Here is a 12,656-nt window from a genome sequence, read left to right on the forward strand (position 1 = left end):
GAACACCATTGCAGGAGCTATGCCAAATTCGTCCTTTTCATGAAAGTGATCAAGTATTTTTGCTAGAAGTATCGAAACGATTTGCTCAGTTTCCTTTAATGAACTGGCGTACCAAGGAACGAATGGAGCAAGCTAACTACCACTTAGCGGAGCAAGCAACGATAAATCTAAATGTAGACAATGAGATCTATCTAGCTGTTGATACTACAGGTAAACGCTTAGGTTATCTACATATTCGGAAGCAAAAGGAATTCTTCACGCAGCTAGATCAAGCTTTTATTCTGTCACTAGTTGTTATAGAAGAGGCACAAGGAAAAGGGATTGCCCAAAAACTAATGAAATTTGCCGAAGACTGGGCGAGAAAAAGAGGTCTCGAACAAATTTGTCTTAATGTATTTCGAAGTAATGATAGAGCATATGACTTATATCGTTATTTAGGATATGAGGTAGAGACGGTCAAGATGGTGAAAGAATTGAGCGAATAGAACCCATCCTTTGCCAGTATGATGCAGCCGACCTGATCCATACTATAGATAGCGAGGGGAGGCGGGGAAGTGCGCAGATCGCAAGAGGTGTTGGGATTACCTGTCATGATTCGATCGACCGGTCAGCATCTAGGCATTATCTGTGACCTACTCTTTGACTCAGACCAACGGGTATGTGGTCTACTCGTGGAAAATGGCGGTTGGTGGCGTCAAAAGCATTTTTTGCCTAGAGAAGAAATACTCTCATTCGGCAGGGATGTTGTGTTAGTGGAGAGTGAATCGTCTTTCTTACCATATGATTCATCTAATCTCAACCTTACTGGGATCAGAACGGGTTCTCTTCCCCTTAGAGGAAGGACTATTTCGTTTTCCAATGGTACGATGATCGGGGAGATCGAACATGTCTATTTTTTGGAAGAGATGGGGATGCTGGTAGGGTATGAAATTTCGGATGGATGGCTGAATGATCTGAGATATGGTCGTCGACTTTTACGCACGAAAGTTCCGCTATGTTGGCAACAAGAGACCATTTTAGCGAACGGCGATCAAATTCAGATTCAGGAGGCATAGGAAGGAAGACGTATGATGTTACTCCGATGCCCTAACTGTCGATCCCATGATTTAGGTCGAGTGGGAAGCAATCAACTATATTGTTGGCATTGCTTCGTAGAGATGACGACCGATCAGGATCGGATTATCAGCATTTCGCAAGTAGAGGAAGATGGAAGTTTGACCTCTTTAAATGATCTTTTTTTAGAGGAAACGGATCACCAACACTATGCCTAGACAAAAAAGGGGAGTAGCATGATGACAATGAGAATGAGCACTATTTCCCTAGCAGTCGGAGGACTTGTTGCATCTTTGCTCTATTACATCTTTCGACCAATGAGAATGCGGCGGCAGCTAATGAAACAAACCACGAGATTAATTGGTCAGAATAAGCCTTTAATGAGGTTTATGGCGAGACGCGCACTACGTCAGCTCCGAGCGCAATAAGTTATAAAGCTCTTAGATCTAACTACTTAGATCTAGGGGCTTTTTCTACGAAAAGGCAAAGAAGCAAACATAATAAAAGACAAGTAGTAGTAACATAAGACAAAAGACTTAGGACAAAGATTGTGTCCGTTTAGACATACAAAGAGAATCTTGATCTGGGGAAAAGCACGGAGCGAGTCTGATTAAAAGAGTGACTGAGGTTCTAATCGGAATAGCACTAGAAATTGTAAAGGAGGGGAAAAGAGATGGACAAATGGAAAGAGTCCTCGTTTCTAACAAAGGCACTATTCATTCTGATATTGGTAGTTTTAGGTTATATGCTATATTTGCTAAGACCTGTTTTTGGACACTTTTTTCTCTTCCTAAAGGCAGTTTTAGGTCCTTTCTTTATTGCGATCATCATTTCCTATATATTGCATCCTATTGTTCATGCACTAGCACAAAAAGGAATGCCTCGATCTCTTGCGGTACTGCTTATCTATTCGTTATTCATCGGCTGTTTAATTGTTTTGTTTATCAATATGATTCCGATGTTTGAGAAACAATTGAATGAATTAATAGAGCACTTGCCACAGTGGAACGCTCAGATGCAACGAATGATTCAAGAGTATAACGATCATGGAAAAGAACTCCTTCCGCTTAGCATTCAATCAGGTATTCAAGCATCTTTAGATAAAATGGAGCTTGCCTTGGGAGCTGCTGTTAGTAATGCCATGGCAGGTTTAGGAAACACAATCAATCAAGTATTTCTCGTGTTTGTCATTCCATTTCTTGCTTTTTACATGCTTAAGGATTTAAATGATTTAGAAAAAATGGTACTAAAATGGTTGCCAAGGGAAAGAAGAAGTAGCATATTACGCCTTGTTCGAAATATCGATCAAGCATTGGGAAACTATATTCGTGGACAATTTTTGGTTTGTCTTGTTATTGGATTGCTTGCTTATGTAGGCTATCTATTTATTGGATTGCCCTATTCATTACTTTTTGCTGCATTCGTTGCGATCACCAATGTTATCCCTTATCTAGGACCATTTCTTGGTGCCATCCCTGCTCTTTTAGCAGCTGCGGTCGTTTCTAAGAAATTAGTGATAGGAGTGATCATCGTCAATGTGATCTGTCAAGTATTAGAGAGCAATGTAATTTCTCCACAGATTGTGGGGCGTTCACTTCAATTACATCCCTTGACAATCATTTTGGCGCTTTTGATAGGGGAAGAGTTGGCAGGAATCGTTGGATTAATTTTAGCAGTTCCGATCCTCGCGATTGGGAAAGTAGTGTTTGCTCACGTAATTGAACACTATGTTCAACATCGGACAGAATAAATTTTTTCGGCCACCTTTTACCAAACAAGAAAACTGTGTATAATATAAAAATGAAAAAGCACAAGTAACACGAGGACGAAACCGAGTGTTTGATCGTACCGCAAGAGAGGAGAACCCTAGGGTGAGAGGTTTTCTCGGATTACGAGCTTACACAGCCAGTTTCGGAGTGCAGTTAATTCCTGCCGGTTCATAGGGGCCGTTATCTCCCTTTCTTGTTTGTTGAACAAGAAACGAAGGTGATCTATGGTTTACTCCATAGGTAACTAGGGTGGTACCGCGGGAATCCTCTCGTCCCTATTAAGGACGTAGAAGGATTTTTTTATTTGTGTAAAAAAGTAAAATCCAAAAACAAAAACGGGGAGAATCATGATCTAGGATCGACTAAGTCACAAGCAACAAAGCGAATCTGATCAAGATTCTCAAAGTGAGATGAAAGGAAGATTTCCAATGAGGGCAAGCGAAATTCGCCAAAAGTATCTCGACTTTTTTGTAGAGAAGGGGCATAAAGTAGAACCGAGTGCCTCTTTGGTACCAATAGATGATCCTACGCTATTGTGGATCAATTCTGGTGTGGCAACACTCAAAAAATATTTTGATGGAAGAGTTACTCCTGAAAATCCACGCATCGTTAATTCGCAAAAATCAATCCGTACCAATGATATTGAGAATGTTGGCTATACTGCTAGGCATCATACTTTTTTTGAGATGCTAGGGAACTTCTCTATTGGTGATTATTTTAAAAAAGAAGCAATTCACTGGGCTTGGGAGTTTTTGACTGATCCCAAATGGATGGGACTCGAAGCCGAAAAATTATCAGTGACAATCCACCCAGAAGATGATGAAGCATATCAAATTTGGAATGAAGAGATCGGAATCCCAAAAGAACGGATTGTAAAATTAAAAGAGAACTTCTGGGATATCGGAGAAGGACCAAGTGGTCCTAATACGGAAATATTTTATGACTGTGGAGAGGATCGCTGGGACCCAAACGATCCAGAATGTTATCCAGGTGGAGAGAACGAACGCTACTTGGAAATTTGGAATCTCGTATTTTCTCAGTTTAACCACAACCCAGATGGTACCTACACTCCACTACCGAAAAAGAATATTGATACTGGAATGGGCTTGGAGCGTATGGCGCTAGTCATGCAAAATGTCCGAACCAACTACGATACGGATCTGTTCCAACCTATGATTCAACAAACATGCAAAATAGCAGGAGTACAGTACAATCAATCGGAAGAAGTCGATGTAGCTCTCAAAGTTATTGCAGACCATGTACGGACGATTGTCTTTTCAGTTGGTGATGGAGTCTTACCTAGTAACGAAGGTCGTGGCTATGTTTTGCGCCGTCTCTTGCGCCGTGCTGTTCGGTATGGACGTAAATTAGGAATGGATCGCCCATTTTTATATGAGCTCACGTCTAACGTTGCCGAAAATATGAAAGACTACTATCCAGAGCCATTAGCAAAGCAAGAATTTATCAGCCGAGTGATCCGTACAGAAGAGGAACGTTTCCTTGATACTTTATCAGAAGGATTACAGCTCTTAGAAGAGGTGGTGGCATCAGCGAAAGAAGAGGGCCGCACCGAGATTACGGGTATGGAAGCATTCAAACTTTATGATACTTATGGTTTTCCAGTCGATTTGACAGAGGATTTTGCCAAAGAGAATGGAATAACAGTGGATCGTGATGGGTTTGAAGTAGAGATGGAGGCACAACGTCAACGTGCTCGAGATGCTCGCCAAGAAGTAGATAGTATGCAAGTTCAAGGTGGAGCGATCTCCGATCTCCAAGTAGAAAGTGAATTTGTAGGTTATGAGCGAATGGAAGAAGACACCAAGATTCAAGCGATTCTCTTTGAAGATCAATTGGTCGATGTTCTGGGGCTTGGACAAAAAGCGATTGTGGTACTAGAAGAAACGCCTTTCTATGCAGAGAGTGGTGGGCAAGTAGCAGACCAAGGTTGGATTCACACTCCCAAAGCAAAATTACGTGTGATGGGTGTAAAAAAAGGTCCGCGTGGAGAGCATCTCCATCACGTAGTGGTAGAGGAAGGAACAGTATGTCTGTATGATAGTGTTCATGCACAGATTGATTTGGAGCAACGTGCTGCTATCATCCGAAATCATACCGCTACTCATCTGTTGCACCAGGTATTAAAAGATGTTCTGGGAGTGCATGTCAATCAGGCAGGATCTCTCGTTTCACCAGATCGCCTACGCTTTGATTTTTCTCATATTGCAGCCATGACCCCAGAAGAACTACAAGTGGTGGAACAAAAAGTAAATCAGCATATTTGGGCTAACCACGCTGTGACCATTATGAGTAAGTCACTCACAGAGGCGAAAGCGATGGGAGCAATGGCACTTTTTGGGGAAAAATATGGAGACACTGTACGTGTTGTACAGATCGGAGACTACAGCTTAGAGCTTTGTGGCGGAACTCATGTACAAAGGACTGGAGAGATCGGACTCTTCAAATTGGTAAGTGAGAGTGGAATTGGTTCTGGTACTCGTCGGATTGAGGCAGTAACAGGAAAAGGTGCATATGAGTTCTTGAACAGTCATTATCATCTCCTCTTGGATGCTGCTGAATCACTCAAGACAGCTCCTCAAGGGCTCCAAAACCGGATCGGGCAGTTACATGACCAAATCAAAGAGTTGAGTCGGGAAAAAGAGGCTCTGCAAGTAAAGTTGAATCGTGCAGCAGCAAGTGATTTGTTGAGCGGTGTACAAGAGATTGCGGGAGTTCCAGTTCTTGCAACGCAAGTAGAAGCAAGTGATCCAGAAGCACTTCGCCAATTGATGGATGATCTTCGTCAAAAACTAGGGGAAGGAATTCTAGTACTTGGAGCTACAAATGGGGATAAAGTTCAGTTAGTCGCGGCTGTAACTCCTCAATATGTAAAACAAGGTTTTCATGCTGGGAAGTTGGTCAAAGAGGTAGCATCTCGCTGTGGTGGAGGTGGTGGTGGTCGTCCCGATCTAGCTCAAGCTGGTGGGAAAAAACCAGAACAACTGCCAGAAGCACTCCAGTATGTAGCGCAGTGGGTACAACAGCAACAAGCGTAGTACTAGTATATAAATGGAAGTAATGGAGAGAATCTGGATCAAAGGGATAAGTAAGGATTTAGATTCTCGAAGTAGAGCCAGAAAATAATGAACCGGATGAAGTAAGTGAGCGAAAACGTCTCATAATAAGTTCACCGAAAACGACTTCTAGAAAGCTTCAAAATATGAGACAATAAAAGAGGAATTTGTCGCTCTCATCCAAACTAAAAAGGGGTTGAGATGATCCATGGAAGATACGATGAAGTTTCATTTCCGAGGAGATCGAGATGTTAGTCCAGCCGAAGTGTTGAAGCATGTCTATGAAGCTCTTCAGGAAAAAGGATACGATCCGATTCATCAGATAGTTGGATATCTCATTTCCGGCGACCCTGCTTATATCCCTCGACATAATCAAGCTCGTACTATGATTCGCAAAGTCGAGCGAGATGAATTAATGGAGGAATTGGTAAAAGCATACTTGGAGCCGAGCAGCTGAGAAAGGAATGAATGATGCACTCCATCTTTGATATAGACAATTCCTCTTCTCGCATCTTGGGCTTAGATCTAGGAGAGAGGCGAATCGGTGTGGCGGTGAGTGACTTATTGGGGTGGACAGCCCAAGGGGTTACTACCATTGACCGAAAAAAAACTTCGGACTGGATGAGTGAATTGGACAGACTGATGAAAGAATACCAAGTAACGAGTATTGTCGTTGGTCTGCCCAAGAACATGAATGGTACGATCGGTCCCCGTGGAGAAGCCTGTATCCAAGCAGCCGAGGAGCTAAGGGAACGATACCAGATTCCGGTAGATTTATGGGACGAGCGTCTATCTACTAGTGCTGTTGAAAAGACGCTAATCTCAGCAGATGTAAGCCGTAAAAAGCGAAAACAAGTGGTAGACCAAGCGGCTGCTACTTGGATTTTGCAAGGATATATGGATGCGAAAAGGGGTTAAAACAAATGGAAACACAAGAAAAAGATTATGATGTAATTTACATCCCAGATGAAGAAGGTAATGATCACGCATTTGAGGTACTCTTCTATTTTGAAGATCCTAACTCTGGACAAAGCTATGTCTTCTTATTGCCAGAAGAAGGGTCTGATACAGAAGAGGATGAAGTTCTCGCATTCCGTTATAAAGAAGAAGGCGACCAAATTCAATTAGAAGATGTGGAGACAGAAGCAGAGTGGGATATGCTTGATGAGGTTTTCAACACTCTGGTTCAAGAAGATGAAGAAAAATAAGTCTTCACTTTTACAAGAAGTAAGTCATATACAAAAATCTCAATTTGATGGTTCACTTAAAGATGGTAGTATAGTGCGAGCGTGGAATTGGTCCAATTCACATGTTATTTTGTTTCGTCGCCAAACCGATGAAGAGGGAGAAGGAATTCTCTATCAATTAAGAGAGGAAGGTCTTTCTCTGTTAGCAGGAGAACAGTGGGATCAATTTGTAGATGATCTTGACCACTATCTATTTTTACATGACCAAAGTTGACGATAATCGAAACGGGGAGAAATCCTCGTTTTTTTTTATCCAAGTATGCTAGTATAGAAAAGAGTTTTTAGAAGTAGCGGAAAGGGGGATTCAAATGAAGTGGTTTTTTCGCTTATTTTTTACCCTGCTGATCTTGATTGGGTGGCTAGTAATAGGGTATCTTTACGTGGATTATACATTGGAAACACCAAAACATGATAAACCGATCACCATTGAGATTCCTCCCAATTCCTCTATCCAGGAGATCGGAATTATTCTGAAAAAGGAAAACCTCATTCGAGATAATCGCTTTTTCCGTTTGTATACTCGAATCACGGGGCGAGATGAAATTGTGGCAGGGGTTTATGAAATCCAGCCTGATCAAGACCTGCGCTCTATCTTAGAAAAATTAGAAGAAGGCAAACAAGACTTGGTGAAAGTGGCAATTCCAGAAGGAAAAACTGTATATGATATTGCCGAAATCTTGGAACAAGCTGGATATGACAAAAATGCATTTTTAAAAGAAGTAGACCGACAAGAGCCTAAGACCGAAATCGAAAAACAGATTGTGGACAATCCGAAACGTACGTTTAAGTTGGAAGGATACTTGTTTCCGCTTACATATGAGTTCCGTAAAGAGGCAACAGCAGAAGAAATTGTAACGACGATGGTCGAAGAGTTTGAGGAACATTGGAAAAAGATTAATGGTCCGAAGTTAATAGTGGAGCAAAAAAAGTCGCTAGACGATATTGTTACGATTGCTTCTTTGATTGAAAAGGAAGCAAAATCGCCAGAGGATCAACCTCCGATCTCGGGAGTAATCTATAACCGTATTGGGATTAAGATGCAACTTCAGATCGATGCTGCTACCATCTATGCTCATCGATCACAAAATAGAGTACTAGAAGGAAATCCGACATATAAGGATTTGGAGATTAATAGTGCTTACAACTTGTATCTAAAACCAACTAACAAAGAGTATCAACCGAAAATTCAGCCACTACCTCCAGGAGCGATTGCCAATCCGGGAGAAGGAGCTCTTCAAGCCGCACTGCATCCAGAAAAACATAAGTTTATCTACTATATAGTGGATAAAGTGGATCCAAGTGTACACAGGTTTTTTGAAACGTATGATCAATTCTTGCGTTATAAAAACAGTAAATAGCATTCCATCAAGATATTTTGGAGATGTTACGATAATGTTCATATAACCATGCCTTAAACATGGCAATACTCTGAAACGAGGAGCGATCCTCGTTTTTTCTTTTATGAAATGTGCTACTATGAGAAAAACTTTGCAGTCCAATGTATGCGGGAAAGGAAGACGACAGAGATGAAGTGGCTGATGCCTGTCATTTATACTCTTTTGCTCCTAGGTGGCTGGCTCTGGGTAGCATATTTATACATAGACTATACACTAGAATCACCTGTTCGAGATGAAGTAGTTACGTTAGAAATCCCGCCAGACTCATCTGTGCAAAAAATTGGAGAGTTATTAGAAGAGAAGAATCTGATCCGAAACTCTATTTTTTTTCGGATTTATGCAAAGTATACAGATAATACGAACCTGATTGCTGGGGTCTACGAAGTAAATAAAGATGATGATCTAATCGCAATTTTAAAGAAGATCGCATCTGGAAAACAAGATGATGTGAAAATAACGATCCCAGAAGGCTTTAATGTCTATGAAATTGCTGATGTATTAGAGAAGCGAGGCTTTAACAAAGAAGCATTCTTGAAAGAAGTTGATCGGTCAGAAGCCAAGACAGAGATTGAAAAACGAATTAAGGACAATGAAGACAGATCCTTCAAGCTAGAAGGTTATTTATATCCAACTACATATAATTTTCGGAAAGATGCGACTCCTGAACTAATTGTAAACACAATGCTGGCTGAATTCCAAAAAAATTGGGATAAATTAGATGGTGATAATTTGATCAAGGCAGGAAACTTGGAGCTAGATGAGGCAGTTATTTATGCTTCTTTAGTGGAGAAAGAAACGATGATTAATGAAGAACGACCTAAGATAGCACGAGTTATTTATAACCGACTCAAACGACCTGAAAGTTTTGCATTAAATATTGATGCCGCTACTGTATATGGGATTAGAATGGAAGAAAATCGGGTTGTGAAGAGATTGTTGGATAAAGACTATGCTTTTTCAAGTCCGTATAACTTGTACAAACAAAATCCAGAGTACCCAGAAAGCGGACTCCCGCCTGGACCAATTGCAAACCCCAGAATTCAATCACTAGAAGCGGTATTAAAGCCAGCCAAAAATTATAATGCTTATTTTTATCAGACTAAAATTGAAAATCCTGCAGAACACATATTTTTCGAAACCTTGGCTGAACATGAGGCTTATCGTAAGAAAAAAGCCGCATTACAATAGCTATAGCTTATAACATGATCTTAAAAAGAGTAATTCAATTCTAAAAAAGCCTCTTTTCATCGAATGATGGAAAGAGGCTCTTTTCTCATGATATGATTTCTTGATATGGTAAAATTTTTATATTCAAAATTTTTTAATTAAATGATAATATGGTATCAGTGTGTTAAAAGAGAATGAGAGAGGGGTATTCTAAAGTAGAAGGTTCCAATCTTAATTAACAATGTAATATGCATATATAAAAGATAAAAAAATGAAACCATGTTGGTTTTCGGTTGAGTTGTCCGTGTGGAGAGATTATCATATAGAGTAAGTGGACAAAAAGGAGTAGAACGAAATGAAAATTACAGTAAACCTTTCAAAAGAAGAATTAGATTTTTTAGAAGAAGCTGTACTACAATATCAAAGCTCACTACTGAAATCAGAAAATCCTGATCAAATTGTAGATAATGAGCTACGACTTTGCCGGAGAGTGGTAGAAGAGTTTGGTATGGAAAACATTGAAGAAGACATAGAAGAAAACATGCCCATGCCAAACCAATATCCTTTTTCACGCTAATGGACAAAATGCTCCCTGATATTTGTTAACTAATTAAACCGTCTTGATCCAAAAGACGGTATTTAACATACCAAAAAAGCTGCCAAAAACAGTAGGCAGCTTTTTTTGGTATGTTTTTAAAAGGTTTCCCAATAAATCACAATCAAAATCGCAGCTACAATAAAACGGTAGATAGCAAAAGGAATTAGTTTCACTTTGCCAATCAAGTTAAGGAAGAACTTGATGCAGAGTAGAGCTACGATGAAAGAGGTGATAAATCCTGTAATAAAGAATGGTAATACATCTAAGGTAAAGAACTCCCAATTTTTAATCAGGGATAGTGTGCTAGCTCCCATCATGATTGGGAGAGCCATGAGAAATGAAAATTCGGAAGCCGTGCGGTGAGAAGCTCCTAAGATGATCCCGCCTGAGATGGTTGCTCCTGAACGAGAGAAACCAGGCCACAAGGAGAAACATTGGAAAAGTCCCATCCCTAATGCTTGCTTCACTGTTAGCTGATCAAGGCTGGCTGCGGTCGTACGACCACGCCATTTTTCTGCTATGATCATCAAAATACCTCCAGCAATTAGGGCGTAGATCACCGTTTGGGTACTAAAGAGATTTTTATCGATCCAGTCTTCAAAGAGTACACCTAGAATACCAGCAGGTACTACTCCAATGATCATGTGTTTTAGGCTAAAATGTTCGCTTTCCCCTTGGCCTTCCATCTTATAAAGTCCAATTATACTGAGTAGGCGTTTCCACATCACGACGATGATCGCTAAGATCGATCCGAGTTGAACTACTACTTTAAAACTATTTGCAACGTCTTTTCCGTATAGTCCTGATGATTGGAGAAAGGTGTCATCCACGATAATCATGTGGCCTGTGGAGGAGACTGGGGCAAATTCTGTGATCCCTTCTACTATCCCAAGAATGAGGGCTACAAATATTGACCAACCTAGCATCATTTCACTCCTAACATATGTATCGCAAATCTTGTTCGGATTTGACTGTGTTTTATTGTAACATTTCATATAAGCTAGGGTAATTATGTTTTCGTGAACAATTCGTATGTTTATCGAAATCAACTGCAAGTGGAGAGATTTGAAATACTTCTCGTTTTCGGCAAGGATGAAAAGAATCTTACATTGAGTTTTATTCATAATAAACATAAAATAAAATAGAGTTTCTATACTAGGATCCGTTCTATCGAAACATACATATTGAAGGAGAAATCGTATGTCTAAAGAGATTGCAATCCAAAAGCTGGTGGAACAAATGAAAGTGGGTGAATTAATCCGGTTTCCCGCAGGAAAAGAGGAGGAGTTTATCGACGTGGAACGTGTCTTTCTCGATCGAGCTCCCGCTTGGGTAGTATATCATCAAGAAGGAAGAGAAATTATACGAGAAATTACGAAGATCGTTCAATTGGTATCAGAGCATTGGAGTCAAGATCTTCGAAAGGTGATAGCTCAGCGGTATTCGGATCTCTTGGAAATCATCGATCTGGGAGAATATTAAAAATGCCCTCTTGCATATAGGCAATGAGAGCATTTTTTCATATTAGGATTGATTGTTCACTAATTCTTGTCGAATCATAGCTTCAATCGTTTGTTTAGTTATTTCTTCACTACGTAATGTTTCTTCTGTTAACGTAAAGGAATGGGTTTGTTCTTTTTGTTGCAAGAAGCTGAGATAGCTAGAAGCATTTTTTTCTTTCCATACAATATCAAAAACCCCTTGAATCTCCTTCTGGTTCTTGTATTGTGAATAGTAGAAACTAATTTCTTCAAACTTGCCATAAAAATAAGTAGTCGGGCGATACTGGATCCATTGTGCAAACGATCCATCTTCGGAAGGAATAAGACCTTCACCGATTTGCTTAAAGCCGAGTTGTTTCATGGCAAGATAATAGTTTTCTAATTTTTTCGAAGGTCTTACTTTGAGGAAATCTCGATCATGTGCATCCATTGCGTGTTTAATCTCTAAGTTAGAAATAAAGAAATATTTCGTATTAACGGAAGAAGGTGGGAGGTCATCTGGACATTGAAATTGGAACGGGTATTTTCTGACCTCCCCAGAGTCTAATTCAAATTCGTCCTTACTAATATGGATAGTAGCGATTTTTTCTAGTATCGTACCTAGCGATTTTGCATGATGAGATTCCATCATAAAAAAGACAGACAGTCCCTCAATATCTTGTTCTGCTTTTCCACCTGTGATAAGAAAATGCCCCGTTACTATTTCGCCTGCATGTACTTCTGCTTGATCTAATTTCAGATCGATTCGAGCTGCTCCTAAACCGACAGGGGCTAACACTGTTTCAAACAAATTCACTCACCCTTATCTCAAGAAATAAACACATCTTATTATACACCCACTTTTTCTAG

16 protein-coding genes are annotated in these 12,656 nt (G+C 40.1%); 14 read left to right on the forward strand and 2 right to left on the reverse strand.

Going from position 1 to position 12,656, the window contains the following annotated elements; genetic code table 11:
- The first annotated feature begins 8 nt into the window (after window positions 1–8).
- The 13 genes from VJ09_RS13975 to VJ09_RS14035 all read left to right on the forward strand — a co-directional run bounded on the left by VJ09_RS13975 (window position 9) and on the right by VJ09_RS14035 (window position 10,284).
- Window positions 9–485, forward strand: coding sequence for a GNAT family N-acetyltransferase (locus VJ09_RS13975; RefSeq protein ID WP_052807416.1), 477 nt, complete (start codon window positions 9–11; stop codon window positions 483–485).
- Window positions 486–554: 69 nt separating this feature from the next.
- A complete protein-coding gene (locus tag VJ09_RS13980; protein ID WP_044642270.1) occupies window positions 555–1,055 on the forward strand; it encodes a PRC-barrel domain-containing protein in 501 nt (166 codons plus the stop codon).
- Window positions 1,056–1,070: 15 nt separating this feature from the next.
- On the forward strand, window positions 1,071–1,271 hold the full coding sequence (locus VJ09_RS13985; protein WP_044642271.1) for a hypothetical protein: 201 nt from the start codon (window positions 1,071–1,073) through the stop codon (window positions 1,269–1,271).
- A gap of 18 nt (window positions 1,272–1,289) precedes the next feature.
- Complete coding sequence (locus tag VJ09_RS13990; protein ID WP_187118716.1) at window positions 1,290–1,481, forward strand: hypothetical protein; 192 nt, start codon at window positions 1,290–1,292, stop codon at window positions 1,479–1,481.
- Between the two features lie 245 nt (window positions 1,482–1,726).
- Window positions 1,727–2,803, forward strand: a complete 1,077-nt coding sequence (locus VJ09_RS13995) for an AI-2E family transporter (RefSeq protein ID WP_044642273.1) — start codon at window positions 1,727–1,729, stop codon at window positions 2,801–2,803.
- A 447-nt stretch (window positions 2,804–3,250) separates the two neighbouring features.
- Window positions 3,251–5,878, forward strand: a complete 2,628-nt coding sequence (gene alaS / locus VJ09_RS14000) for an alanine--tRNA ligase (RefSeq protein WP_230199157.1) — start codon at window positions 3,251–3,253, stop codon at window positions 5,876–5,878.
- Window positions 5,879–6,104: 226 nt separating this feature from the next.
- On the forward strand, window positions 6,105–6,353 hold the full coding sequence (locus VJ09_RS14005) for an IreB family regulatory phosphoprotein (RefSeq protein WP_044642275.1): 249 nt from the start codon (window positions 6,105–6,107) through the stop codon (window positions 6,351–6,353).
- Between the two features lie 11 nt (window positions 6,354–6,364).
- On the forward strand, window positions 6,365–6,814 hold the full coding sequence (gene ruvX / locus VJ09_RS14010; protein ID WP_230199158.1) for a Holliday junction resolvase RuvX: 450 nt from the start codon (window positions 6,365–6,367) through the stop codon (window positions 6,812–6,814).
- Window positions 6,815–6,819: 5 nt separating this feature from the next.
- A complete protein-coding gene (locus VJ09_RS14015) occupies window positions 6,820–7,104 on the forward strand; it encodes a DUF1292 domain-containing protein (RefSeq protein WP_044642277.1) in 285 nt (94 codons plus the stop codon).
- Window positions 7,105–7,177: 73 nt separating this feature from the next.
- Window positions 7,178–7,357, forward strand: coding sequence for a hypothetical protein (locus tag VJ09_RS14020; RefSeq protein WP_147635515.1), 180 nt, complete (start codon window positions 7,178–7,180; stop codon window positions 7,355–7,357).
- 94 nt (window positions 7,358–7,451) lie between these two features.
- Window positions 7,452–8,501, forward strand: a complete 1,050-nt coding sequence (gene mltG / locus VJ09_RS14025; protein ID WP_044642279.1) for an endolytic transglycosylase MltG — start codon at window positions 7,452–7,454, stop codon at window positions 8,499–8,501.
- A 168-nt stretch (window positions 8,502–8,669) separates the two neighbouring features.
- A complete protein-coding gene (gene mltG / locus VJ09_RS14030) occupies window positions 8,670–9,728 on the forward strand; it encodes an endolytic transglycosylase MltG (RefSeq protein WP_052807417.1) in 1,059 nt (352 codons plus the stop codon).
- Window positions 9,729–10,062: 334 nt separating this feature from the next.
- On the forward strand, window positions 10,063–10,284 hold the full coding sequence (locus VJ09_RS14035) for a hypothetical protein (protein ID WP_044642280.1): 222 nt from the start codon (window positions 10,063–10,065) through the stop codon (window positions 10,282–10,284).
- A 116-nt stretch (window positions 10,285–10,400) separates the two neighbouring features.
- On the opposite strand, the gene VJ09_RS14040 is transcribed toward VJ09_RS14035, so the two are convergent.
- Window positions 10,401–11,231, reverse strand: coding sequence for an undecaprenyl-diphosphate phosphatase (locus tag VJ09_RS14040; protein WP_044642281.1), 831 nt, complete (start codon window positions 11,229–11,231; stop codon window positions 10,401–10,403).
- Window positions 11,232–11,505: 274 nt separating this feature from the next.
- Between VJ09_RS14040 and VJ09_RS14045 the strand changes: the two genes are divergently transcribed.
- The gene (locus VJ09_RS14045) at window positions 11,506–11,787 is read left to right on the forward strand and encodes a hypothetical protein (protein WP_044642282.1); all 282 of its coding nucleotides are present in this window, start codon (window positions 11,506–11,508) and stop codon (window positions 11,785–11,787) included.
- 42 nt (window positions 11,788–11,829) lie between these two features.
- On the opposite strand, the gene VJ09_RS14050 is transcribed toward VJ09_RS14045, so the two are convergent.
- Window positions 11,830–12,597, reverse strand: a complete 768-nt coding sequence (locus tag VJ09_RS14050; protein WP_044642283.1) for a sporulation protein — start codon at window positions 12,595–12,597, stop codon at window positions 11,830–11,832.
- Window positions 12,598–12,656: the final 59 nt, after the last annotated feature.

Source organism: Risungbinella massiliensis, assembly GCF_000942395.1.
GTDB lineage: Bacteria > Bacillota > Bacilli > Thermoactinomycetales > Thermoactinomycetaceae > Risungbinella > Risungbinella massiliensis.

What these genes read in the sequence shown, in the direction of transcription:
- mltG (WP_044642279.1), top strand. Translation starts at nt 7,452, where the DNA reads ATGAAGTGGTTTTTTCGCTTATTTTTTACCCTGCTGATCTTGATTGGG.
- VJ09_RS13995 (WP_044642273.1), top strand. Translation starts at nt 1,727, where the DNA reads ATGGACAAATGGAAAGAGTCCTCGTTTCTAACAAAGGCACTATTCATT.
- mltG (WP_052807417.1), top strand. Translation starts at nt 8,670, where the DNA reads ATGAAGTGGCTGATGCCTGTCATTTATACTCTTTTGCTCCTAGGTGGC.
- VJ09_RS14005 (WP_044642275.1), top strand. Translation starts at nt 6,105, where the DNA reads ATGGAAGATACGATGAAGTTTCATTTCCGAGGAGATCGAGATGTTAGT.
- VJ09_RS14040 (WP_044642281.1), bottom strand. Translation starts at nt 11,231, where the DNA reads ATGCTAGGTTGGTCAATATTTGTAGCCCTCATTCTTGGGATAGTAGAA.
- alaS (WP_230199157.1), top strand. Translation starts at nt 3,251, where the DNA reads ATGAGGGCAAGCGAAATTCGCCAAAAGTATCTCGACTTTTTTGTAGAG.
- VJ09_RS14045 (WP_044642282.1), top strand. Translation starts at nt 11,506, where the DNA reads ATGTCTAAAGAGATTGCAATCCAAAAGCTGGTGGAACAAATGAAAGTG.
- ruvX (WP_230199158.1), top strand. Translation starts at nt 6,365, where the DNA reads ATGATGCACTCCATCTTTGATATAGACAATTCCTCTTCTCGCATCTTG.
- VJ09_RS14015 (WP_044642277.1), top strand. Translation starts at nt 6,820, where the DNA reads ATGGAAACACAAGAAAAAGATTATGATGTAATTTACATCCCAGATGAA.
- VJ09_RS14035 (WP_044642280.1), top strand. Translation starts at nt 10,063, where the DNA reads ATGAAAATTACAGTAAACCTTTCAAAAGAAGAATTAGATTTTTTAGAA.
- VJ09_RS13990 (WP_187118716.1), top strand. Translation starts at nt 1,290, where the DNA reads ATGATGACAATGAGAATGAGCACTATTTCCCTAGCAGTCGGAGGACTT.
- VJ09_RS13985 (WP_044642271.1), top strand. Translation starts at nt 1,071, where the DNA reads ATGTTACTCCGATGCCCTAACTGTCGATCCCATGATTTAGGTCGAGTG.